General features: G+C 58.2%; 19 protein-coding genes. 11 read left to right on the top strand and 8 right to left on the bottom strand.

The genetic code is table 11. From position 1 onward, the window contains the following. Positions 1-147: 147 nt before the first annotated feature. From ACVWY8_RS12295 to ACVWY8_RS12275, 5 genes are all read right to left on the bottom strand, one after another. Positions 148-1,950, bottom strand: coding sequence for a glycosyltransferase family 39 protein (locus ACVWY8_RS12295; protein ID WP_457395217.1), 1,803 nt, complete (start codon positions 1,948-1,950; stop codon positions 148-150). Positions 1,951-2,166: 216 nt separating this feature from the next. After that, a complete protein-coding gene (locus tag ACVWY8_RS12290; protein WP_011434405.1) occupies positions 2,167-2,427 on the bottom strand; it encodes a DUF6761 family protein in 261 nt (86 codons plus the stop codon). Between the two features lie 98 nt (positions 2,428-2,525). Further along, positions 2,526-4,148, bottom strand: a complete 1,623-nt coding sequence (locus ACVWY8_RS12285; protein ID WP_457387378.1) for a CocE/NonD family hydrolase — start codon at positions 4,146-4,148, stop codon at positions 2,526-2,528. 888 nt (positions 4,149-5,036) lie between these two features. Continuing rightward, positions 5,037-5,501, bottom strand: a complete 465-nt coding sequence (locus ACVWY8_RS12280) for a cupin domain-containing protein (RefSeq protein ID WP_414331516.1) — start codon at positions 5,499-5,501, stop codon at positions 5,037-5,039. Positions 5,502-5,546: 45 nt separating this feature from the next. Beyond that, positions 5,547-6,326 (bottom strand): cysteine hydrolase family protein, encoded by a 780-nt coding sequence (locus tag ACVWY8_RS12275; protein ID WP_414331517.1) that lies wholly within the window; start codon positions 6,324-6,326, stop codon positions 5,547-5,549. A gap of 269 nt (positions 6,327-6,595) precedes the next feature. Here ACVWY8_RS12275 and ACVWY8_RS12270 point away from each other — a divergent pair, with 269 nt between their 5' ends. The 9 genes from ACVWY8_RS12270 (at position 6,596) to ACVWY8_RS12230 (ending at position 15,300) form a co-directional block, all read left to right on the top strand. Further along, positions 6,596-6,754, top strand: coding sequence for a hypothetical protein (locus ACVWY8_RS12270; RefSeq protein WP_414342473.1), 159 nt, complete (start codon positions 6,596-6,598; stop codon positions 6,752-6,754). Positions 6,755-6,756: 2 nt separating this feature from the next. Continuing rightward, entirely contained in the window at positions 6,757-7,275 is a 519-nt protein-coding gene (locus ACVWY8_RS12265) for a GNAT family N-acetyltransferase (RefSeq protein ID WP_457383990.1), read from the top strand. 67 nt (positions 7,276-7,342) lie between these two features. Next, positions 7,343-7,633, top strand: a complete 291-nt coding sequence (locus ACVWY8_RS12260; protein ID WP_457395221.1) for a 4a-hydroxytetrahydrobiopterin dehydratase — start codon at positions 7,343-7,345, stop codon at positions 7,631-7,633. 140 nt (positions 7,634-7,773) lie between these two features. Beyond that, positions 7,774-8,730: an NAD(P)H-binding protein gene (locus ACVWY8_RS12255; protein WP_011434413.1), complete on the top strand. Its 957-nt coding sequence runs from the start codon at positions 7,774-7,776 to the stop codon at positions 8,728-8,730. A gap of 405 nt (positions 8,731-9,135) precedes the next feature. After that, a complete protein-coding gene (locus ACVWY8_RS12250; RefSeq protein ID WP_457395224.1) occupies positions 9,136-10,971 on the top strand; it encodes an NAD(P)H-quinone oxidoreductase subunit F in 1,836 nt (611 codons plus the stop codon). Positions 10,972-11,021: 50 nt separating this feature from the next. Next, positions 11,022-12,515 (top strand): NADH-quinone oxidoreductase subunit M, encoded by a 1,494-nt coding sequence (locus ACVWY8_RS12245; protein WP_457395226.1) that lies wholly within the window; start codon positions 11,022-11,024, stop codon positions 12,513-12,515. Between the two features lie 116 nt (positions 12,516-12,631). Beyond that, a complete protein-coding gene (locus ACVWY8_RS12240) occupies positions 12,632-13,942 on the top strand; it encodes a CO2 hydration protein (protein WP_414351925.1) in 1,311 nt (436 codons plus the stop codon). 81 nt (positions 13,943-14,023) lie between these two features. Next, positions 14,024-14,482 (top strand): fasciclin domain-containing protein, encoded by a 459-nt coding sequence (locus ACVWY8_RS12235; RefSeq protein ID WP_414351926.1) that lies wholly within the window; start codon positions 14,024-14,026, stop codon positions 14,480-14,482. 251 nt (positions 14,483-14,733) lie between these two features. After that, entirely contained in the window at positions 14,734-15,300 is a 567-nt protein-coding gene (locus ACVWY8_RS12230; RefSeq protein ID WP_457395228.1) for a CHRD domain-containing protein, read from the top strand. Between the two features lie 234 nt (positions 15,301-15,534). On the opposite strand, the gene ACVWY8_RS12225 is transcribed toward ACVWY8_RS12230, so the two are convergent. The 3 genes from ACVWY8_RS12225 to ACVWY8_RS12215 form a co-directional block, all read right to left on the bottom strand. Then, positions 15,535-16,926 carry a TldD/PmbA family protein gene (locus ACVWY8_RS12225; protein WP_457393959.1) on the bottom strand — a complete coding sequence of 464 codons (1,392 nt, stop codon included), beginning with the start codon at positions 16,924-16,926 and terminating at the stop codon, positions 15,535-15,537. A gap of 132 nt (positions 16,927-17,058) precedes the next feature. Then, positions 17,059-19,707, bottom strand: a complete 2,649-nt coding sequence (gene leuS / locus ACVWY8_RS12220) for a leucine--tRNA ligase (protein WP_457395230.1) — start codon at positions 19,705-19,707, stop codon at positions 17,059-17,061. Between the two features lie 284 nt (positions 19,708-19,991). Next, entirely contained in the window at positions 19,992-20,882 is an 891-nt protein-coding gene (locus ACVWY8_RS12215; RefSeq protein ID WP_414357239.1) for a ferredoxin--NADP(+) reductase, read from the bottom strand. A 351-nt stretch (positions 20,883-21,233) separates the two neighbouring features. Here ACVWY8_RS12215 and ACVWY8_RS12210 point away from each other — a divergent pair, with 351 nt between their 5' ends. After that, positions 21,234-22,241, top strand: a complete 1,008-nt coding sequence (locus ACVWY8_RS12210; protein WP_457395234.1) for a phosphoribulokinase — start codon at positions 21,234-21,236, stop codon at positions 22,239-22,241. An 86-nt stretch (positions 22,242-22,327) separates the two neighbouring features. Then, the gene (gene pgl / locus ACVWY8_RS12205) at positions 22,328-23,059 is read left to right on the top strand and encodes a 6-phosphogluconolactonase (RefSeq protein ID WP_457395237.1); all 732 of its coding nucleotides are present in this window, start codon (positions 22,328-22,330) and stop codon (positions 23,057-23,059) included. Positions 23,060-23,063: the final 4 nt, after the last annotated feature.

Genomic DNA, 23,063 nt, shown 5'->3' with positions numbered 1-23,063 from the left:
TTCTACTTCTTCTACTGTTGGCGGCTCTGGATCTGCATAGTGTGCTTTCAGCTACTTTTAGCCTGGTAAAAAGAAAGGACTCCGTCCCGCTGACGCGAAAGGACTCCGTCCCGCGAACAGTGGGTTGGCCAAACCAGGGGGGGAGCTCTAGGGATCCGCCACCTCAAAGGCCCATAGCCCCCGCTCGGCAGGGATCCGGTGCAACCGTCCGCTGGGAAAACGCCGTTGCAGTTCTGCCCCTTGCTGATCCCATACCCACTCGTTCATGAACAGGGTAAACGGTGGCTCCAGCGCCTGGATGGGCAACACCTCAGGGGAAAACACCGCTACCTTTTGTTCCCGTCCGGCAAAAAATTGGATCCAGCTTTGCCAATAGTGGGGTTCCCCCCAGCCGAAATAGGGGTAGGCAGCGCTGGCGGCCAGATAGAAGCGGTAGTCGGGATCCCCTTGGCGAGCTGCCACATAGCGCCCGGTAGCCCCCACATCGTTGCCCTGCGTCCAGCCTTTGTGGACAAAGTCTCCAAAAATGGCCAGGTTCCACCCCCCAATCAGCAGGATTGCCCCCGCCATCGCCGCCGCCGGCAGCCAACTCCCGGCCCGGGATCCCCAGCGTTCCAGGAGACCTGCCAGCACTTGGATCCCTTCCAAGGTTAGATAGGCTACAAAGGGCAGGATCACCAGCAGGCGGGTGTAGTTGGGGGCTTTGGTGATGGCAAAGCTAAAGAGCAAGTAAAGAAACAGGAAACTGCCGATACACAGCCAGTCGTGGGGTTGGCTGCGCTTCTTGAAAAGGCGGTAGAGGCCGGATCCCAGCCCCAGCCAGATCAAAGCCCCCGTCAAGGGATCCACAAAAGCATGGCCGTAGTTGGGATAGATGTAGCCGCGGTCGTGCTGGCCGGAGTCGTTGAACATACTCAGGCCGTTGAAGATGTTGCGCCAGACCGCCTCCTCTGGCGTAGCCGCATTCACCCACATCTGCTGTAGGGCCCGCCCCTCCGGGAAAAAGAGAAATTGTTGGCGAGAGTACTCGGCGCTCACCGCAGGTGCTGTGACCGTGGCCACCAGAATGGGCCCAGCCACCAGAAAAAAGCCCAGCGCCGCGGGCACCGTCAGCTTAGCCAGGACCCAGAGGGGATTAGCTTGCTTGTTTTCTCCTCGGAGATCCTCCCGGCCCAGGAGCAGGTACAGAACTCCAAACAGCAACCCCAGCAGGATCACCACCCGCCCCGGCAAATAGCCGTACAGAGAGAAGCCCGCCGCCCCTCCCCCCAGATAGAGCAGCAGGGGATTTTTTTCCCGCACGCCCTTGAGGAGCAAGGCCAGGGCCGCACACTCCACCAGCACAATCAGGTTTTCCCGCATGGCCATGCGGCTGATGCCCAGCAAGGCGTGGTTGGATCCCAAGAGGGCCGCCCCCGCCAAAGCCAGCCGGGATCCCCAAAATGCCCGAAAAAACCCGTAGGCCACCAGAATGGTGACGACCCCGAAGGCAGCATGTACCGTGCGCACATTGAGCAGCGTGACTCCCCCCATCAGCCGCGTCAGGCCGCCGAAGAGGCTGAACATGAAGCGGGGGAAATAGAAATACTCCGGCATCAGCCCAAAGATATCGGGATAGCGCACCCCTGAGGCGCGACGGGCCATGGAGGTGATCACAATCTCGTCAGTATTGATCTGAAAAGGGATGTTGGGCAGGTCGTAGAGGTAGATCGGGGCAAAGACCAACACCAACAGCCCCAGGTGCAACAGCTCCTGTTGCCAGCGCAGCCGCGTCGGATCCCAAGGGGGTTGAGCCGGGGAAAACTGCGCCCAATACAACCCCACCAGCAGGATGCTCAGCAGCCAGAGGCCAATCTGCAGCACGTGGTAGCCAAACACCCCGTACCAGAGGATCAGGGCTACCCCCAAGCCCAAGCCGGATCCCAGCAGGGGCAGATGCCGGGAGGTCATCACCCTATCCCAAACCGCCATAGAACCGATACGACTGGAATCAGGAACGAATCGATCCCTCTCAGCCTACCAGGCGCAAGATGCTCGACAAAACCAGAACTCAGTCAGCGCCCTCCCCCCTAGTCTTTCTCCCAAGGGGCGAGGGGAGATCAGAAAAGGTTGGAATCAAAACTTTGCCCCACCTGTTCTAGGGATCGCCAACAGGGATTCACAAAATCAATAACCCCGCATCGGCTCCGCCTCTGGCTCCAATTCCGGATCTATGAAGTTGGACGGATCGTAGAGGAAGCGGTTGACCTCGTCCTCAATGCGATAGATCTCGAAGGGCTCCAATTGTTTGCCAGTTCGCAAGGCCAGCAGGTAGCCATCCACCAGCAGACGTAGCTCATCGGTGCGCCGGTAGCCCCGCTGCCAGGTATCCACCAGAGCATCGGTCAAAGCCTGATAGTGCCGGATCAACTTTGGGTCTTGCAACATGGTGTTCCCTTGCCCTGCCTGTTTCTATCCTAACGTTTGGTGTCTCTTTGTAAGCGGGGATTGCGAACGGGATCCCGAAGCTTGGTCTCTTCTTGGCTTCAAGCCATGGGCAGGTGCAGCCGCGAAGGCGTCTCGCCACCGCTGCGGAGAGTGATGGTGAGAATGCGGGCCTCAATCAGCCGCTCTTCCCGCATTCCCGTGCCTGTGTTGACAGGATAGGCCGGAAAACAAGCCGCGCTAAGGCTGAGGCGCAGAGCATGACCGCAAGGAATGCGAATACAGGTGGGCTGACAGGGAATCAGAATGGGGGTACTGGGCTGGGGATCCCGTAGGCGACAATAGCCTTGGGAAAAGTTATACACCTGCCCATCGGGCCTTACCACCGAGAGCACAGCGCAAAGATCGAAACTGGGGCTGTCGGCCTCCGCGTACACCTCCACAGCAATGTCCCCGACCAGAACCAGCTCGGCTTGCAGCGGCGGAGTGGTATAGGTCAGGACATCGGTGCGGCAGTCGAGGGCGGAGCGCTCTTGCGGCCCGGCAGGCTGAACTAGGTGGCCCCCCAAGGCCGGCACCGGTCGCCAGGGATCGTGAACAAAGGTATCCGATTGTTGCGTCGGCGAGGGTTCAGGGCGAAGGGATCCCTCTGCTTCTGAAAGGGCAGCCAAGCCGGTGCTGTGTAGGTAAAAAGCTTTTGGCTCAGGGGTAGGCCAAGCATCAAAGCCGCGCCAGCGGTTGGATCCCATCTCGAACAGGCGTACCGGCGGCTCCTGGAGGATCCCTGTATCTTTGCCTTTGAGGAACTGGTCAAACCAGCGCACCTGCAGGCGATCGATGGGGCTGACAGCCTCTGGGCCAAAGTCCAACGCCCCCACTTTGCGCCCCCAAGGGAGATGGATCCAAGGGCCGATGATCAGGTATTGAGGGTTCTGGCTGCGGGCGCTCATTTCCTTGTAGAGGCGCAGGCTACCACTCAGGTAGCTGTCAAACCAGCCGGCAATGTGTAGCATCGGCAGATCCACCACCTCTAGACGGGGAGAGAGCTTGCGCCAGTATTCATCCGGCTCGCTGTGCTCCAGCCAGTCGAAGTAATAGGATTGGGGGGCATACTGCTGCAACACCCCCGGCTTGAGGGGGATAGGGTCGTAGAGGGGGAGATTGCGGGCAGCTTTCAAAAGCGCTTGGTAGGCATTGGCATCCCCCCTGAGACGCGCCCCTTCGGTCTCCAGTTGCAAGGCCCAACTGAGGTTGTTGTAGAAGGCAAAGGCCCCCCCTGGGTAAGCGGCATCGGCATAGAGATCGTAAGGCAGCATCGCCGGGCAGATGGCCTTCAAGGCGCTGGGACGGGTAGAAGCCGCATACAGCTGGGTCATGCCCTGATAAGAGAAGCCGTACATGCCCACTACGCCGTTGCTCCCCGGCAAGGCAGCCGCCCAATTGACGGCGTCAAACCCGTCTTCCACCTCATGGCGGAAAGGGTAGAAGGATCCCTTGGAAGTTCCCCGTCCGCGCACATCCTGGATGACCACAATGTACCCCTGGGCCGCATACCACCTGGGATGGGCATACACCACCGTCGAGGCAATGGCCCGCCCATAGGGCTGCCGCATCAGCAAAACCGGGTAGCTCCCCTCCCCTTGCGGGCGATAGACATCCGCGTCCAGTTGGATCCCGTCGCGGGTGAACATGGAAACAGTTTCGCGGGGACGAACGGGCAGCATGGTCTGGGTTGGGCTAGCAAGTCTTGCCAAAGGGATACCAACCAAGGACAACCTAAGGGATCCCTGGGTGGATTCTTCCTAAGAGTGGATTCTTCCTAAGATAAAACAGAAGCCCTTATGAGAGCATGACTCTAGTCAATAATAAGCTCAACTATACTGAAAATAATGTATAATATGTTCAGTACGGATTACTACCAGTTGATCTTTCTGTTTACTTTCGAGTCTGCCAACATGGTAGCCAAAGCAAAGCAGAAAATTGGTAGTAAGACGACACGGAAACTGCGCTTTGGGTATTCTACTCAAAGCTTTGCGGGATACCGCCATTCTGGTTGGAAACAAACAGAATGCTATCGCTGCATAGTTGAACAGTGATGTTCAGCAGTGTTCAGCGTAAATGTATCAGGGAGAAACTCCCACCAGAGTTTGAGCCCCTTCCCTGGTATTGCCCTTGATCTCCGGCCTGCTGGCGCAAACGCAGCCCCCTCCAGACCCCTCTTTTATGGCTTTTATGGATTTATGGAAACAGAGACCCTGGGAAAAGATTTGTCGGAGCATGCCTCTAACCCCCAAAACCCTGAACTTTGCTGAATTTACTGAGCTTTAGGCGGTTTGGCAAAAGTCATTGAGAGGGATATAGTAGACCAAGTTTCCCCCTGATCCTTGAGTCCACCGCAACGGTTGCCGGGAAGTGAAGGGGGAAAGCGCTCGGGGGGTATTCCTCAGGGCTTTGCGGGATACCGCCTTCCTGCTTGGACTCCGTCCCGCTGACGCGAACAGAGATAGGCAGGATGCGATCGCTTCTTTCCTGAACCATGTTCAGGAGAGTTCAGCGTGAATGTATCAGTACCCCTGACTTCCAACCTCTACAGCTCCCAGAGCCATTGAGGCCTAAGCCTCAGCAAATGCCCTTCTCCAGCCCCCCGACAGCACCTGCAAATCCTCCTCATCCAAGTCCGCAGGAGTGCCGGAGCGGATGAGCTCGGCAAAATCTTCGTTGGGCACCATGAAGCAGAGGGCGTAGAGGCGGCCTGGGCCGGTGTTGCGGATTTCATGCACGCCTGTTGGCGGAACCAAAATGCTATCTCCAGTTTTGATGGGGGCCGCTTTTCCATCGCAAATGGCCAGGCCTTCCCCCTTGAGAACAAAAAACATTTCCACAGCCATTTGATGGCGATTTGGAGGGGTTTTGCCTCCCTCATCGAAGATCTCCACACAAAAGGTTAGAGAAATCTGAGCATGAGAAGGATCGAACACGATGGCCAGGCGATTGGTATCGTGGGGGCTGATGCGAAAAGCCTGATAATCGGCAGGGGTTTTAACAATTGGAATCACGCAGCGGGAAAGCGTTTGCATCCGGATCCTCCGCTCAAGAGATGAGGGGTGAATAGTGGGCAAGTGCTAACAGGGGAGAGCCGCGAGCAAATCTGAGGAGGAGGCGACAAAGCCAAAGCACTGCTTGACGTTGTAGAGGGTAGCTAGCAAACAGTATTCAGGAGAGGTGGTGGCGGCGCAGTCTTCCAGCAAAATGCAGTCGTAGCCGAGGAAATTGGCATCTTGCAGCGTGGTCATGACGCACTGGTCGATGTTCACGCCGGCAAAAAAGAGGGTGGTGCGCCCCAGGTTTCTGAGAATGCTATCGAGAGGGGTATCCCAAAAGCCGCTCATGCGGAACTTGTCCACCCAGATATCCTCGGGTTTGACCTCCAGTTCCTCCACCACAGCAGCGCCCCAACTGCCCCGCGTGAGGACCAAAGACCCGTTCTTAGGCAAGGGATCCCCCAGCCCTACTCCCTCTCCGGTGGGGTTGTACACATGTCGCAAGCCGGCGCTGATGTTGAGCAAGTCAGGGCGATTGCCCCAGTTCACCCACACAATCGGCACTTGAGCTTGTCGCAGGCGGGGCAGCAGGGCTTTTAGAGGGCCGATGGGAGCCCGCGCCGGTGTGACATCGACGCCGATGCTGGCCAGCCAACCGTCGGGATGACAAAAGTCGTTTTGCATGTCGATCACCAACAACGCCGCCTTGGCCAGATCCAAGCGCAGGGTTTTGCTGGAGGTGGGTAGCAGGATGGGCCGGGGATCCAAGGGTGGACGGGTGATGTCGGCCATTTCGGCATTCACAGCCCAGGCATTGGGAGGGATCCCAAGGGTCTTCAAGGGGCGATTGGGAGTGCTCATGGATTCTCCGCTCGCGTCGCGCAGCAGTGGGATCAGGTTGGGCAGTTGAGTGATGACCCACAACTACGCTCGACCTTAATGCACAGCCAACCTCACTTTGGAATCGTAGGCTACACTTTCTCACCTTATTGACGCATGGGATCCCCCAGGGTCAGTCGATAGGGGCTGAGATGGAGATCAGGAGAAGAAAAACCGAGGAGATTTCCGAAAAGCTGCCTAGGGATTCCCCTCTGCACGCTATGCTGTAGAGACCAAGGTTATGTAGAAATATGAACATCTTGCGGCAATATATCTTTCCCGCTCTCATCCTGCTGGTGTTTCTGTTTACCCTGGTGGTGGTGAGCATTCGCTCGTTTCTGCCGGAGGATATGGCCCAGCCTGCCCCTCTAGAAGAAGCGACGCCTGTGGCCCTTTCTGCAAATGCCTGAGGATGGCTGAACAAGGGATCCCTCTGCCTGTGGGTTATCGTTGGCGCATCGGTTCAGCCTGGGATCGGCCCTGGGTGCGACGAGGATTGCAGGCCACGTTGCAGGAATCTTTTCCAGAGCAAAGCAACTGGGATCACCTAGAAGAGACGCTGGATCGCCTCTTCGACCCACCCCGCACCCCCTGCTGGTGGATCTTGAAAGAAGAAACTGCAGAGCCGGTGGGCTGTGTTTGGGCCGGCATCTCCACCGATCAAGCCACCCATCGGCGGGTAGCCTACATTTTTCTGCTCTGGGTGGATCCCGCCCATCGCCGGCAGGGCCTGGGCAGAGCTTTGATGCAACAGGTGGAACGCTGGGGATCCCAGCAGCAGCTGGCGGCCATCACCCTGCAGGTTTATCGCCATAACCAGGCTGCCCTCAATTTCTACAAGCGGGCCCATTTCTCCGTGCAAGGCTACTGGCTGTACAAACCCCTCGGCGCCGCTGGCGTGGCAGAACCAAAAGGTTATGAAGTTTTGTAAATAAGCTGGGATCCGCTCTCAGTTGCTCTTTTGATGAAAGCGGTGGCAAAGACTGGAGGGAAAGCCCATGTCCAGACCTGTCAAACTCAGTGAAGCCGAGATCCAAGCCAAGCTGGAAAATCTGCCGGGCTGGTCTTTGCAGGATGGGAAGCTGCATCGTCAATTTCAGTTTCGCTCCTTTGTCGAAGCCTTTGGCTGGATGAGCAGTGTGGCCTTGGTGGCCGAGAGCATGGGGCACCATCCCGAATGGACCAATGTCTACAACCGCGTGCGGGTGGATCTCACCACCCACGATGCCGGGGGCATTACAGAACTGGACTTTACCCTGGCGCAACGCATGAACGAGCTGGCCAGCTAGACGCTTCAGTACCCAACTTTGGGGATCCCTCAAAGCCGGCTTGGCAGAGGATCCCCATTGGTTTGTTGCTGCCTCTAAGGTTGTGTCGGGAGTTGCGCTGGTCTGATAGACTAAGCCTAAGGTTAAGAAATGATAATTTTATGAACGTGCTGGTTGTGGGGGCGACGGGAACGCTGGGCCGTCAAGTGGTACGCCGAGCCATCGAAGAGGGACACCAAGTTACCTGTCTGGTGCGAAATCCGGCAAAGGCTGCTTTCTTAAGTGAATGGGGCGCTCACCTGAAGGTGGGAAACCTGCTTCAGCCCAGCACCCTCAACTCCGCGATGGAAGACATCGAGGCGGTGCTCGACTGTGCTACGGTGCGGGTGACCGACACCCTCAGCGCCCGTCAGGTGGACTGGGATGGCAAGGTTGCCCTGATCAATGCGGCACGGGCTGCCCAGGTAGGGCATTTTATCTTTTTCTCCATCATGGGCGCCCACCACGAGTATCCCAATGTGCCCCTGATGAATTTCAAGCATCACATTGAGAAGTATTTGATCGGATCCCAGATGCCCTACACCATTTTCCGGCCAGCGGGCTTTATGCAGGGGTTGATTGGCCAGTACGCCATCCCCATCTTGGAAGAACAAATCGTCTGGGTAACCGGCGAGGGCATGCCAACGGCCTACCTAGACACCCTAGATGCAGCCCGGTTTGCGGTGCGAGCTCTCACTGTAGAAGCTGCCAAGCAGCAAATCTTTCCCTTGGTGGGGCCCAAGGCTTGGACGGCTCGAGAAGTCATTGCCTTGTGCGAGCAGCTCTCCGGCAAAAAGGCCAAAGTCAGCACCATGCCGCTGGGACTGCTGAGAGGGGCGCGCAAGGTGGCGCAGTTTTTTCAGTGGAGCTGGAACATTGCCGACCGGCTGGCGTTTGTGGAGGTGATCGCGGCCAAAGAACCCATGCACGCCGATATGACGCCTGTATGCGAAACCCTGGGGATTGAACTGGCCTCTCTGACCTCTCTTGAGGACTACCTGGCGGAGTATTTCCAGAAGATGTTGAAACGGATTCGCGAGCTGAAGGTCAAGCAACCTAAAGTCAAAACGCCCTTCTAGGTCGTTGTTCTCAATCTTCATCTTCTTGGCAATTTCACAGGGACTTACGATGGTAGCCTTGGGATGAAGAGGTGAATGGGATCCTGCTTGCGTTAGCCTATCGAAGACCGGAAGTAGGGCAGCAGAACTTCGGGGATGTCCTAGAGCCATTCACGGTATCTGCGCAGCCGGGGATCCTGAGTTCCCAAGGAGTTTATTCCCATCTACGCTTTAGAGAGTGAGGTGGTGACAACAAGAGAGTAACCTCTGTTGCCCCTTGCTAAGGTATAGACTTTTGTCTATAGATCTCATCGAGAAGTTCAATTTTTATCTATCCTAATTTGCAGCTAAGATGCTGCTTAAGATTTTTTACAGGATCTCAGCAAGTGTTCCAGTTTGGCCAAGATCCCTGGCCGAAGGAGGATTATGAGCTTGAACGGGCTGGTCACAACTGCATGGCTGATTCCCCTCTACGCCTTGGTGGCGTGGGCGGGAGCGCTGATCTGGTCCCCAGGAATCACCCGGCGCACGGGACCACGTCCGGCAGGTTATTTGAATGCCCTGCTGACCTTAGTGGCTTTCCTTCACAGTGTGGGAGCGCTGGTGGCGATTTGGGATCAGCCGGCGCAGGTCATTCGGTTGCCCTGGCTACAGGTGGGGGATCTGATGTTAGAGCTGCCGCTGCAGGTGTCATCGGTAACTCTGGGGGCCTGCGCTGTGGTGACGGGGCTGAACCTGGTGGCCCAGATCTACGGCTTTGGCTACATGGAAATGGACTGGGGCTGGGCGCGGTTTTTCTCCCTGCTGGGCCTGTTTGAGGGGGGGATGTGTGCCTTGGCTTTGTGCGACTCCCTCTTTTTCAGCTACGTGATCCTGGAGATTTTGACCCTGGGCACTTACCTGTTGGTGGGCTTTTGGTTCAACCAATCGCTGGTGGTGACGGGAGCGCGGGATGCTTTTTTAACCAAGCGCATCGGCGACCTGTTGCTCTTGATGGGGGTAATCGCCATCTATCCCCTGACCGGCTCCTGGGAGTTTGAGGATTTGGCGGCCTGGGCAGAGGCGGTGCAGGCAGGATCTGTCACTGTGGATCCCACCCTGCTGGCCCTGGTAGGGCTGGGGTTGCTGGCCGGCCCCGTAGGCAAGTGTGCCCAATTTCCTCTGCACCTGTGGCTGGATGAGGCGATGGAAGGGCCGATCCCCTCGACGATCTTGCGCAATGCGGTGGTGGTGGGCACAGGGGCCTGGGTGTTGATTCGCCTGCAACCCCTCTACGAGCTTTCCCCAACAGTGCTAAGGGTGATGCTAACCATCGGCGGCTTGACAGCGGTGGGGGGATCCCTGGTGGCTTTGGCCCAGATCGACGCCAAGCGAGCTTTGTCTTATCTGGTGAGTGCCTACATGGGCTTGATCTTTGTGGCGGTGGGCACCGGTCATCCCCAGCAAGCCTATGGGTTGCTGCTGACCTATGCTCCGGCCATGGCTCTGTTGGTGATGGCTCCGGGCACGGTGATCTGGAACAGCATTACCCAGGATTTGCGCTACCTGGGCGGGCTGTGGTCGCGGCGCCCTATCTCGGGGCTGTGCTTCTTGACCGGGATGGCTGGAATCATCGCTTTGCCTCCCTTCGGCTCCTTTTGGGTGCTGACGGATCTCTGGCAGCAGTTGGTGCAACCGGGGCAGGGGTTGTGGGCGGCAGTCGTGCTGGTCACCAATGCTGTAACGGCCCTAGGGCTGACACGGGTGTTTGGCCTGATCTGGGGGGGCAAACCGCAGCAGATGAGCGAGCGCTCGCCAGAGGTGCATTGGCCGATGATGTTGCCCAGCACCGCCATGATGGGGGTAACGCTGCACATGCCCATGATCCTAGCGGCACTAGGTCTGATTCCCGCTCTGGAAGGGATCCCTGTTGGGGTAATGACGGGATCCAGCTTGACAGGCATTGCCTTGGGAGCCTGGCTGTATCTGCGTCCGCAGCGGCAGCCGGTGGACTGGGCCTTCTTGGCCGACTGGCAGGATTTGTTGGCCAACGACTTCTACACCCCCAAGCTCTACCGGGCCAGTGTGGTGTTTGCGGTACGCATCATCTCTGAGGTTACAGCCTTGTTCGACCGCTATGTGGTAGACGGCTTGGTAAATTTGACCAGCTTGGCGGTATTGGCGGGTGGACAGGTTTTGAAATACACCACCTCTGGCCAGTTGCAAGCCTACGTGCTGACGATTGTGGTGGGGGTGGCCCTGCTGGGCTGGCTGATTCTCTAGGCTTGGGCAAGGTAGCGGGACGGAGTCCTTAGATAAAGAGGGAAAAGACCATGCTGAGTGCCTTGATTGTGTTGCCGATCTTGGGATCCCTGCTCCTGTTCTTAGGCTTGGGGGGGCGAAAGCTGGCGGTGGCCTTGGCCGGGATCCCGCTGGGGATCTCGCTGCTGCTGTTTGCCAACTTTGACCTGCAAGCGGAAGGGCTGCAGTGGGTGCAGCGGTGGGATTGGATCCCGGCAATTGGGCTGAGCTACTCCCTGGGCCTGGACGGGTTTTCCCTGCTGATGGTGGCTTTGAATGGGCTGCTCACGCTGATTGCGGTGCTGACAGCTGAGCCAGAGGTGAAGCGGCCCAACCTCTTATACGGCTGCATTTTGTTCATGAGCGGGTCGGTCAACGGGGCTTTTGTTGCCCAGAACCTGCTTTTGTTCTTCTTGTTTTACGAGCTGGTGCTGATCCCGATCTACCTGCTCATCTCCATTTGGGGCAGCCCCAAGCGGGATTATGCTGCCATCAAGTTTTTGATTTACACCGCCGTTTCCGCCATCTTTCTGTTGGGGGCCTTTTTGGCCATCTACTGGCTGGGGGATCCCCATAGCTTTGAGCTGCTGGAGATCCGCATCACCTCTCTCAGCCCTGTTGCCCAGACCTTGACGCTGTTGGCCTTGATCGTGGCTTTCGGCATTAAGATGCCGCTGATCCCCTTCCACACCTGGTTGCCTGATGCATACGGGGAGTCGTCGCCGCCAGTGGCTATCCTCCTGGGAGGGATCCTCTCCAAGTTAGGCACGTACGGTCTGTTTCGCTTTGGGCTGCAGTTGTTTCCCCAAGCTTGGGCCGACCTGGGCGGGATCCTAGCCTGGTGGGGAGCCATTGCCGTGTTGGCCGGGGCTTTGGCAGCCATCGCCCAAAAAGACATCAAGCGCATGGTGGCCTACAGCTCCATTGGCCACATGGGCTACATCTTGCTGGGCATGGCGGCAGCCACCCCCATTAGCCTGACCGGGGCGATGGTGCAGATGGTCTCCCATGGTCTCATCTTGGCGCTGCTGTTTGATCTGGTGGGCTTGGTGGAGCGCAAAGTGGGAACGCGGGATCTGAACGTACTCAACGGCCTGCTCAACCCCTTGCGAGGCTTGCCCACAGTGAGCGCCCTGCTCATCTTGGGGGGGATGGCCAGCGCCGGGATCCCTGGCCTGGTGGGCTTTGTGGCGGAGTTTTTGATCTTCCAGGGCAGCTATCAGGATTTTCCTTTGCCGACTTTGATCAGCATCTGTGGCACCGGCTTGACGGCGGTGTACTTCGTGATTTTGCTGAACCGCACCTGCTTTGGCAGGTTGGACAACCGCACCGCCTACTACCCGCGCGTGCATGGCTGGGAGCGGATCCCGGGGCTGATTTTGACGGCCTTGATCGTTTGGTTTGGGATCCAGCCCATGAGCCTGGTGAAATGGCCACAACCCTTGGCGTTTACCCTATCCACCCAGGTGGCTCAAGCGCAAACGCTTATCCTGGCCTCGGCTGGCGATCTTGCCGATTCTCCCTAGGGAGCTGGGCTGCCTTCTCTGGAGCAGATCAAGGCAATCGGGAAACTTCCAGGAATTGAGATCCCAGGGAATGACCTCAAGGAGCCAGAACTTTTGAAGAGTTGGAGACTTCTTCTATGACGACAACCCTCACAGCCCGCAAGCTGCCCCCTTCTACCCATCCTTTTGCGGATATAGTCCACCGCCTGGAGGCAGGGGGATCCATGCTGCCAGATACGCCGGAAAACCTGATGCAAATTATCGGCCTCTACAAAGCCTATGCCGTGCCAATGGATTTCTACTGGCGGGATCTGCTCTACATTGCCGAGCAGGTGTTTGTGGATCCCTTGCCTTTTTTCAAGTTCATCATTCCTGAAGAGTATCTGAAGCTGGCCAACCACTACGCGGGGGATAACGCGGATTTGCGCATTTGGCGAGGCCAGGCTACGGCCCATCCCGAGCTGCTGGAGTTTATGGAAAAGGGGGAGCTGAAGCGCAAGCTGCCCAGGATTTTGCATCACCTCTGGCATGACCGCATCAACATGGAATTTGCCGAAGAATGTATGCGGGCCATGCTCTGGCACCGGGATATGGGGGGCTTGCTGGATCCCTACATGGATTCCGAAGAATACAAGCAAAATGCCGACCGCGCCATCCGCGCCTATTGCCAGGGCAACCCCTTGTTGATGGGGCTATACAAGCTCTTCCCTGATATGTTCTTGGAGCTGTGCCGCCAGGCCACCATGTACTCGGTGTTGGGCCTGTTTTGGGAGGTGATGGCTCCGGTCTTTTTTGAGATGAGCGATCTCTACGATGAAGGCAAAATTACCAGCGTGCCGGAGGCGATGAACTTTCTGGTCAACGGGATCTTCGCCATTGCCGGACGACCCATCTACCACCGCGTGCGTATTCGGGGAGAATGGTACGATATTGTGCCCAAATCCAAAGGATTCACCTGGCTATATGAGGCTGCCTTCCCCTATGTAGAGGCCGTGTTTTATCGCACCTCTCCTTTCCGCGGCACTAAGTCCTACAACGCCCAGGCCAACGAAGTTCCCACCAACCAGTTGGACTTCCACTACGGGATCCTCTACGCCGATAAGTTTCCGGTGGGCACCGCCGGGATCCCGCCCACGCTCTTGCACCAGGATATGTACCACTTTTTGCCCCAGTATTTGGTGGAGTATTATCGCAAGCATTGCCGCGGCGAAGAGGACATGCTGATTCAATTGGGGGTTAGCTTCCAGCGCTCCATGTACAACGTCACCTCAGCCGTGATTCAGGCGGGAAGGGCCGCTTTCTTGTATCCCCTTGATGATCCAAATCCACGGCACTTGATGATGAACCGCCGTTATTTTGAGGGCCAACTCAATCGCTTCACTCGACCGGAATACGGGATCCGAGAAGCCGCCCGTCTCGCCTACATTCAGGATCAGAATTATCGCTAGCCCGTGGCAACTTTAATGATCCCAAAGCCTTTCGAGCAGCAATCCAGTTAGCAACAACTTCACAGCAAAAGGATCCCGGCCATGCCCGATATTGTCGATATTGCCGTCTCTGCTGAGGGCTTTTCCACCTTGGTAACTGCCGTTAAAGCGGCAAACCTGGTAGACACTCTCAAAAGCCCTGGCCCCTTTACCGTTTTTGCCCCCACCGATGGGGCTTTTGCCAAGCTGCCCCCTGGCACCATCACCACTCTGGTGCAAAACATCCCCCAACTGACCCGCATCTTGTGTTACCACGTGGTGCCCGGTCGCCTGAAAAAGGCGGATTTGGCCAAGTACCAAAGTGTGGGCTCGGTAGAGGGATCCCCCATCGATCTCACCATTGAAGGGGATGTGTTCGAGGTGAACAACGCCACCGTTATCCAAGCGGACATCGAAGCCGATAACGGCATCATCCACGTCATTGACACCGTCATCCTGATGCGGCCCCACTGGTTCTGGCCGATCATGAACTCTGCTTTGGCCGCCTCGGCCAGAGGATAAACGGATCCATCCTGAACGGAGGTTGGGGAAAGTGCCTTGGTGAACACTCTCCCCGGCTATGCCTTCCAATGGGTACGGTCAGAGATTTCTGCTCCGCGTGCAGTCTACACCATCCCCCGCCCCCCACAGGGTGGGGATTTTTGTCTCTCGGTAGCAGTGATGTCGCCGTCTTTTAAACCCAGAGATGAATCCGAAGCTTGGCCTGATACGTACCTTATTTAGCCTGTTCTCTGACCGAGGAGCTTTTTTCCATGTTGTTGATCGGTTTTGCCCTTCGGCCTCGTTCAATTTTCGAGGCTTTTTGCGGCTTTTGCCTGGTTGCTGTCTTGTTTCTCAGCGGTTGTGGTGGTGGCAGCGATTCAGTTACCGTTCTCCCTCCTCCTGCTCCGCCGGGAGCCGTGGTGTCCACTGCCGCCTTGACTCTTTCTCCAGGTGCTGAGGTTCCCCCAGTAGCAGTGCCCAGCTCCGCCAGCGGCAGTGCCGTTGTCACTTTGAATCAGACCACCCGTACCTTGTCCGTTCAGGGGAGCTTTACAAATCTCACAACCCCACTTCTACCCATTGCTAACTTTGGCCCTGGACATATTCACATTGCTCAGCCGCAGCCAGGACAATCTTTCGCCCAGGCCACAGGGCCGGTGGTCTTTGTCTTGAACATGTTGCCGAATCCAGGCAATCAGTCGGGGAATTTCCGACTGGAAGCCAACCTCACCCCTGAGCAAGTCTCCAGCTTTTTGGCCGGAGCTTACTACATCAACATTCACACGCAGGCCAACCCGCCGGGCGAGTTGCGAGCCCAGGTGGTTTTCCCTCGCTAAGGTTTGATCCAGTACCCCATCTGGGATCCCCGCAGGTGAGGGGATCCCTAATTTTTGCGGACGGATTGGCTGTTCTGTGAACTCCCCCACGGTCAGTCGTGCCGGCAGGACAGAGTTTCTGTGTAGCTCCTGGCCAGCAGCTTTCGGTAGTCCTGGAGCTGGCCTGCCAGTCCCCTTTACAGAGCGAGCTGTAGGCTTCACCTCTGGGCTAGCTGTGGAGCGCCAAGGGAATAACTACACAGGTTGCTGTCCGCCCACAATGGCCCGACAGCGAATGTAGGGGCCGCCTGCATCCACCTTGGCCGGTTGACCCTTGCCGCAATGGCCGGATCCCAAATCCCACAGGAAGTCCCGCGAGACGGCATCCACCGATTGCAGCACCTCAAAAGCATTGCCGGTGATGGTGACACCGCGCAGCAACTCCGCCAGCTTGCCATCGCGAATGCGGTAGGCCCGCTCCACGCCAAACATAAACTCGCCGGTGGAGTCCGCCTGCCCGTTCCTGGCCCCATCCAGGAAGTAGCCATCGGGAGTGCTGGCGATGATTTCTTCTAGCGTTTGGGATCCGGGCTCGATGAAGGTGTTGCGCATGCGGATCAAAGGCTCATCGGCGTATTCCCAGGCGCGGGCATTGCCGGTGGGCTCCACCCCAAAGTGGGCGGCAGTTTCGCGGTTGTGGAGATAGCTGACCAGAATGCCGTTTTGGATGATGGTGGTGCTTTGGGTAGGAACGCCCTCGTCGTCCACAGGAAGGGTTCCCCCTGCCCCTGGCATAAACTCCGAATGGCCGGAGTCTTTGAGAGTAACCCAGTCGCTGGCCACCCGCTGCCCCAGCTTGCCGGCAGCCACAGAACCCGCCAGGACAAAATCCGCCTCGACCGTGTGGCCAATGGCCTCGTGCACCAACAGCCCCACGATGGAAGGCGACAGAATAACCGTGGCCCATCCCCCTTCTGCGTAGCCTGCGGACAATAAATCAACCGCGGTAGCAGCCGCCTTTTCCGCCATCTGCAAGGGATGCGAGCGGAACAGGCAATCCCATCCCCCTGTTACCCCAATGGCCTCGGAGCCACTGCTGAGCTGGCCGGCAGCTTCGGCCACCGCCTGAACTCGCAGCTCGGGGCGCACCAGACGAAAGGCCACATCCGCCCCATCGGTGGTGACAATGGCTTTTTCCTCGTAGATCTCGTTGTAGGTGCAACTGGCGGAGCTAATTTGGCGAGAGGCCTGCCGGGCCTGTGCCTCGGTTTCCAGAGCCAACTGGATCTTCGCCTCCAGCGGTTTGTTCAACACCTCCTCCACACCGGGCTCGCAGAACTCCCCTTGGGCCAGCCGCACACTGGGCAGGGATCCCAGCTTTTGTTTGCGGTAGTCGGCGCTGGCTTGGGCGGCACGGCGAGCTTCAGCGATGGCCTCCCGAATGGCAGCCGGCGAGGGATCCCCGGTGGCAGCAAAGCCCCAAGTGCCGGCCTCCAACACCCGCACCCCCACTCCGGAACGGCGACGAACCGCGGTGCGCTCAAGGCGGCCCTTCTCGGCAGTGATGCTGCGAAACACCTTGCCGTGGTAGCGCAGTTCCACAAAGCCAGAGCAGTCCCGAAGGATGTCGCGCAGAAGGTCTCGCATAGCAACAGGGAGATGGGTGTAGTCCTCAGTCCAGCATAGCCCGATCCTGGAAAGTCGATGAGCTGCCACGCCGAGTGAAAGCCCCGATCCCGTTCGTGTCAGCAGTGCGGAACATTTTGGCCAGGCCCGCCGTTAGAGGACAAAGTTAACCAGCTTTTTCGGCACCACCACCACTTTTTTGGGTGTTGCCCCCTCCAGGTATTTCTGCGCTGCTTCTGACCGAAGGGCCAACTGTTCCTGCTCCTCCGGCGTTACCTCGGCAGGGGCCTCAAACGAGCCGCGCAATTTGCCGTTCACCTGAATCACAATGGTCACCGTGTCGGCCACCAGCGCTGCCGGGTCATAGCTGGGCCAAGACTGCCGATGCACCGAGTCTGCGCCCCCCAGCGCCTGCCACAGCTCCTCCGCAATATGGGGGGCAAAAGGCGCCATCAGCAACACCAGCGTGCCGATCCCCTCTGCATAGACCGGCGAATCCGGGATCCCGGCCTCCCCCAGAGCATTGCTCAGCTTCATCAGCTCGGCAATGGCGGTGTTGAATTGATAATCGTTTTCCAGATCTTCGCTGACTTCCTTGATGGCGGTGTGGATGGCCCGGCGCAGATCTTTTTCCGCCTTGGTCAGGGATCCCACCTCGACCTTGGCCGGCAACAGCTCTGAGACCCTGCCCCGCCAGGACTCCGTCCCGCCACCGCGAACGACAAACTCGTACACCTGCCGCCAGACGCGGTTGAGAAAGCGAAATTGCCCCTCCACATCGGCATCGTCCCACTCCAGATCCTTCTCCGGCGGGGCCTTGAACAAGATAAACATGCGGGCCGTATCCGCCCCGTAGTGGGCCAGCACCTCCTCGGGATCCACGCCGTTGCCCTTGGACTTGGACATGGTAGCGTAGATAACTTGCAGGGGCTCGCCCGTTTCCGGATCCCGCGGGTCGTTGGGATCCTTCACCAGAGCTGCCGGGATCCAGCGATCCTTGCCGGACTTGTTGGGGTTGTAGTAGGTGCGCCCTTGCACCATCCCCTGGGTGAGCAGACGCGAGAACGGCTCGTCAAAATCCAGCAGCCCCCGATCCCGCAACACCTTGGTAAAAAAGCGGGAGTAGAGCAGGTGCAGGATGGCGTGCTCAATGCCACCCACATACTGATCCACCGGCAGCCAGGCGTTCACCCGGTCTTTGCGGAAGATCTCTCGGTCGTTGCGGGCATCGCTGAAGCGCAGGAAGTACCACGACGAGCAGATGAAGGTGTCCATGGTATCGGTTTCCCGGCGAGCCTCCGCGCCACAGGTGGGGCACTTCACCTTCACCCAGTCCTCCAACTGGGCCAACGGGGATCCCCCTCGCCCCGTCAGCTCCACATCCTCCGGCAAGAGCACCGGCAGATCCTTCTCCGGCACCGGCACAATGCCACAGTGGGGACAATGGATCACCGGGATGGGACAACCCCAGTAGCGCTGCCGCGAGATCAGCCAATCCCGCAGGCGGTAGTTGATCTGCTTTTCCCCCAGCCCCTGGGCTTCCAGCCAGGCGATGGCTCTTTCCACGCTTTGCCCTGGGCCTTTGCCCACCGGGATCCCGTCTAGGGGGCCAGAGTTGATCATCACCCCTTCCCCCGTCCAGGCAGCCTGCAGTTCTGAGGACTCCGTCCCGCTGGCGCGATCCGCTGAGGCCGGAGAACCCTCCGGCGGCTGCACCACCCGCTTGATGGGCAGGCCGAACTTGCGGGCAAACTCGAAATCCCGCTGGTCGTGGGCAGGCACAGCCATGATGGCCCCCGTCCCGTAGCCCATCAACACATAGTCGGCAATCCAGATGGGGATCCGCTCTTGGTTAACGGGGTTGATGGCGTAGGATCCCGTCCAAACCCCTGTCTTTTCCCGGTCTTCGGCGCTGCGCTCGATCTCGCTGCGGGCAGCGGCCTGGGCTTGATAGGCTCTGACGGCCTGCAGTTGCTCGGCGGTGGTGAGCTTGTCCACCAAGGGGTGCTCCGGCGACATCACCATGAAGGTGGCCCCCCAGAGGGTATCGGGCCGGGTGGTGAACACTGCCAGCTCGTCCCCTGCCTCGGTTTTGAAAATCACCTTAGCCCCCACCGATTGGCCGATCCAGTTCTCCTGCATGGTGCGCACCCGCTCCGGCCAGCCGGAGAGCTTTTCCAGATCCGCCAGCAGTTGGTCGGCATAGGCGGTGATTTTGAAAAACCACTGCTTGAGCATGCGCTTTTCCACCAGGGCGCCGGATCTCCAGGAACGCCCCTCCGCATCCACCTGCTCGTTGGCCAACACCGTCTGATCCACCGGATCCCAGTTCACCGCCGCCTCTTTCTGGTAGGCCAAGCCCGCCTGCAAAAATTGCAGGAAGATCCACTGCGTCCACTTGTAGTAGTCCGGCGAACAACTGGTAATCTCCCGCTCCCAGTCGTAGGACAGGCCCAACCGCTGCAACTGATCCCGCATCTGGGCAATGTTTTGGTAGGTCCACTTGGCCGGTGGGATCCCCCGGTCGATGGCGGCATTCTCCGCCGGCAGGCCAAAGGCATCCCAGCCCATCGGGTGCAACACCGCGTATCCCTGCATTCGCTTGTGGCGGGCAATCACATCGGTGATGGTGTAATTGCGCACATGCCCCATGTGCAGGTTGCCGCTGGGATAGGGGAACATGGACAGAGCATAGAATTTGCGGCTCCCGTCCTTCAGCTCTGGGGTGCGATCCAGCCCGATTTCACGCCAGTGGGCTTGCCACTTGCTCTCGATGGCCTGGGGATTGTAGCGCGCGTCCACGGTTCGATGCTCCTGGGAAAAAAGCGCTCACGCTGGGAGATAGAAGCATTTTGACATACTCCCCACGCCAATCGCGCCGGCGGAGCACAGCTCTCGGGCAAGGCTCTGGTCACGAGTTTCACGAAGCACTTCGGGAAAGGAGCTCCTGCACCACATTCTTGTCCCCTAGCTGCCCAGCCTGTGCCACAAACTATTGCCCATCGACCACACGGTACGGATAGCCTCATCCGGCACCTTGCAGAGGAGCGGGATCCCTTTGGCTCTGAAAACCCGACAAGCAGAGATCAGTAGGTTTCTTCGTGCCACCTGTCCGCCTTCTTCAGCTCCTTCTGGAACTTGCTCCAATCCTGACCGGCTTGTTCCGCCAAAGGCCCCATGACGTTGTTGATCCCGTCCTCCATCCCCTTGAGGCCGCAGATGTAGGTGTAGGTGTTAGGCTTCTGGAGCATGTCCCACAGCTCGGCACCGTATTCGGCCATGCGGTTTTGCACGTACATTTTCTTGCCATCGGGGGTCTGTTGCTCGCGGCTGATGGCGTAATCGACGCGGAAGCGATCCCCGTACTGGGCTTTCCAAGCCTCCAGATCCCCGTGGTAGAGCAAGGTGGAGGTGGTGGGCACCCCAAAGAACAGCCAGATCTTGCCCTGATAGTTGGGATCCTCTTCAAACAGGTGCTTGATGAAGGCGCGAAAAGGGGCAATGCCGGTGCCGGTGGCGATCAAGATCAGGTTGGCATTCTCATCTTCAGGCAACAGGAAGGTTTTCCCCGATGGCCCCGTGATCATCACCTCGTCGCCCGCCTTCAAATCGGTGAGGAAGCCGGAGCAGACCCCCACCCCCGGCTGGCCTGTCTCTCTATCGACATATTCAGCCCGCTTCACACTCAAAGAGACGGTGCGCCCCTCGCCATCATCGCCAAAGCGGGTGGAAGCAATCGAGTAGAGGCGGGGCTTGTGGGGCTTGCCCTTGGCATCTTCGCCAGGAGGGATAATGCCAACGCTTTGCCCTTCTAGGTAGCGGTAGTTGGGATCCGGCAAGCTGAGCACAATGTGCTTAGTCAGTCCGGGTGCTCCTTCACCGACAATGGAGTAGGTCTCCACGCAGTGGCCGATCAACGGTGCGTTGGGACGATACAGATTGACGACAACCTCTCGCTTTTCTGCGCTGGCAACCATACCTGCGATCTGCTCCTGGCACTGGGAGGAAATAAGTTTACATATAGCAAAATAGCAAACACCACAGCAGCCCGGCTGCTCAAATGGAACTTGTCAGAGGAGAAGCAGACGACCTTCGCCAGCCCCCCAGGCCGTCCTGAGAGCGGCAACCCCGGAAAAATAATCCCGGCCAAGCTCATCGGCCAAAAATATGGATTTTTTGTTAAATTGTTGCTTAGGGTGCCCACCTCTCTGGCCTGCCAGCGGCTTGTGATGTAACGGCTTTATTTGGTATCATGCAAGACCGTAACAGTTGGTAACTTTCTAGAGCCTTTTTCTCAGTTTTGCCCTGCCCGTCCCCAAGGAGTTCCCATGGCAAGCAGTCCTGATCGTGTTGTGATGATTGGTGTCGCCGGAGATTCTGGCTGTGGCAAGTCCACCTTTTTACGCCGGCTGGGGGATCTATTTGGCCGGGATCTGATTACCACCATCTGTCTGGATGACTATCACTCCTTGGATCGCTACCAGCGCAAAGAGAAGGGCATCACGGCGCTGGATCCCCGCGCCAACAACTTCGACCTGATGTACGAGCAGGCCAAGGCGCTTAAGAACGGCCAAAGTGTGATGAAGCCCATCTACAACCACGAGACGGGGCTGATTGACCCACCGGAGCTGGTGGAGCCCAACCGCATCATCGTCCTGGAGGGGCTGCATCCCATGTATGACGAGCGGGTGCGCGAGCTGCTGGACTTTAAGGTGTACTTGGATCTGGCGCCGGAGATCAAGATTGCTTGGAAAGTGAAGCGGGACATGGCGGAGCGGGGCCACACCTACGAAGATGTGTTGCGCTCAATCGAGGCTCGCCGCCCGGACTTTGAAGCCTATGTCGATGTGCAGAAGCAGTACGCCGATGCCGTCATTGAGGTTTTGCCTACCCAGTTGTTGCCGGAGCTGGATCCAGAGCACAAAGTACTGCGGGTGCGGCTGATCCAGCGGGAAGGGGTGAAGTACTTCGACCATGTTTATCTCTTTGACGAAGGCTCCACCATTGATTGGATCCCCTGCGGCAAAAAGCTGACTTGTTCCTATCCAGGGATCCGCCTCCACTATGGCCCTTCCACCTACTTCGAGCACCCGGTTTCGATTCTGGAGATCGACGGCACCTTCGACAAGCTGGAAGAGGTCATCTACATCGAGAACCACCTGAGCAACTTGTCCACCCGCTACTATGGCGAGCTGACGGAACTGTTGCGCAAGCACCCGGAATACCCGGGATCCCGCAATGGCTCTGGTCTGATTCAGATCATCGTGGGCCTGAAGCTGCGCGCCCTCTACGAGCAAATTCGGGCAGAAGCCAAAGAGCTGGCGGTGGCTTCCTAGTGTTTGCCCCGCTTAGGGGATCCCTTCGGTAAAGTGTTGGTGCAGGTCGGCTGACCCAGCATAGGTCGGCAGTAGGGCTTCGGTGTATGCAGGGATTCCAGTTGGAGATCTTTCCAGAGGGATCCGTCCTGATCCAACGGGCCATCGAGATTTGGCAAGCTCGGTCAGCCGCTGCCATTCGCGAGCGGGGACGCTTTACGGTGGTCTTGGCCGGGGGAAGCACCCCCAAGAAGCTGTATGCTGCCCTGGCCCAAACCCCAGGGATCCCTTGGCAACAAACCTGGCTGTTCTGGGGGGATGAGCGCTATGTTCCCCCGGATCACCCTGAGAGCAACTACCGTATGGTGCGGGAAACCTTGCTGGAGCAGATCGGGATCCCGGCGGCTCAAGTTTTCCCTATGCCCACCCAAGCGGGGGATCCCCTTCGCGATGCTGCCGAATACGAGGCGACCCTGCGGCAGATTTTCGGTACAGAGTGCCCTTCTCTCGACCTGGTATGGCTGGGAGTGGGGGAAGATGGCCACACAGCTTCCTTGTTTCCCGACACAGCCGCTCTGCAGGTGCAGCACCGCTGGGTGACAGTGGGGCAAAAAGGGCAGGAGCCGCGTCTAACCTTGACCTATCCTGTTCTGAACCAAGCAGCCCAGGTGGTGTTCCTGGTAACTGGAGCAAACAAAGCCCCCATCGTGAAAGAGGCGCTGACCACCGAGGCCCACCTACCCTGCCAGCGCGTAAACCCCAGAGGACGGCTGCTGTGGTTGCTGGATGCGGCGGCAGCGGCCCAACTGCCCCTGCCCTGTGTCCCGCTGCTCAGCTAAACAA

The sequence above is a fragment of the Thermostichus sp. OS-CIW-32 genome, from assembly GCF_054060415.1.
The sequence above is the reverse complement of the archived record's forward strand: the minus strand, read 5'-3'. Positions and strand labels throughout refer to the sequence as shown.

Excerpts from the sequence above, each read along its gene's own strand:
- ACVWY8_RS12215 (WP_414357239.1), bottom strand. The coding sequence starts at position 20,882 with ATGGTTGCCAGCGCAGAAAAGCGAGAGGTTGTCGTCAATCTGTATCGT.
- pgl (WP_457395237.1), top strand. The coding sequence starts at position 22,328 with ATGCAGGGATTCCAGTTGGAGATCTTTCCAGAGGGATCCGTCCTGATC.
- ACVWY8_RS12210 (WP_457395234.1), top strand. The coding sequence starts at position 21,234 with ATGGCAAGCAGTCCTGATCGTGTTGTGATGATTGGTGTCGCCGGAGAT.
- ACVWY8_RS12235 (WP_414351926.1), top strand. The coding sequence starts at position 14,024 with ATGCCCGATATTGTCGATATTGCCGTCTCTGCTGAGGGCTTTTCCACC.
- ACVWY8_RS12240 (WP_414351925.1), top strand. The coding sequence starts at position 12,632 with ATGACGACAACCCTCACAGCCCGCAAGCTGCCCCCTTCTACCCATCCT.
- ACVWY8_RS12245 (WP_457395226.1), top strand. The coding sequence starts at position 11,022 with ATGCTGAGTGCCTTGATTGTGTTGCCGATCTTGGGATCCCTGCTCCTG.
- ACVWY8_RS12295 (WP_457395217.1), bottom strand. The coding sequence starts at position 1,950 with ATGACCTCCCGGCATCTGCCCCTGCTGGGATCCGGCTTGGGCTTGGGG.
- ACVWY8_RS12225 (WP_457393959.1), bottom strand. The coding sequence starts at position 16,926 with ATGCGAGACCTTCTGCGCGACATCCTTCGGGACTGCTCTGGCTTTGTG.
- ACVWY8_RS12275 (WP_414331517.1), bottom strand. The coding sequence starts at position 6,326 with ATGAGCACTCCCAATCGCCCCTTGAAGACCCTTGGGATCCCTCCCAAT.
- ACVWY8_RS12255 (WP_011434413.1), top strand. The coding sequence starts at position 7,774 with ATGAACGTGCTGGTTGTGGGGGCGACGGGAACGCTGGGCCGTCAAGTG.
- ACVWY8_RS12250 (WP_457395224.1), top strand. The coding sequence starts at position 9,136 with ATGAGCTTGAACGGGCTGGTCACAACTGCATGGCTGATTCCCCTCTAC.
- ACVWY8_RS12290 (WP_011434405.1), bottom strand. The coding sequence starts at position 2,427 with ATGTTGCAAGACCCAAAGTTGATCCGGCACTATCAGGCTTTGACCGAT.
- ACVWY8_RS12265 (WP_457383990.1), top strand. The coding sequence starts at position 6,757 with ATGGCTGAACAAGGGATCCCTCTGCCTGTGGGTTATCGTTGGCGCATC.
- ACVWY8_RS12280 (WP_414331516.1), bottom strand. The coding sequence starts at position 5,501 with ATGCAAACGCTTTCCCGCTGCGTGATTCCAATTGTTAAAACCCCTGCC.
- ACVWY8_RS12260 (WP_457395221.1), top strand. The coding sequence starts at position 7,343 with ATGTCCAGACCTGTCAAACTCAGTGAAGCCGAGATCCAAGCCAAGCTG.
- ACVWY8_RS12230 (WP_457395228.1), top strand. The coding sequence starts at position 14,734 with ATGTTGTTGATCGGTTTTGCCCTTCGGCCTCGTTCAATTTTCGAGGCT.
- ACVWY8_RS12270 (WP_414342473.1), top strand. The coding sequence starts at position 6,596 with ATGAACATCTTGCGGCAATATATCTTTCCCGCTCTCATCCTGCTGGTG.
- ACVWY8_RS12285 (WP_457387378.1), bottom strand. The coding sequence starts at position 4,148 with ATGCTGCCCGTTCGTCCCCGCGAAACTGTTTCCATGTTCACCCGCGAC.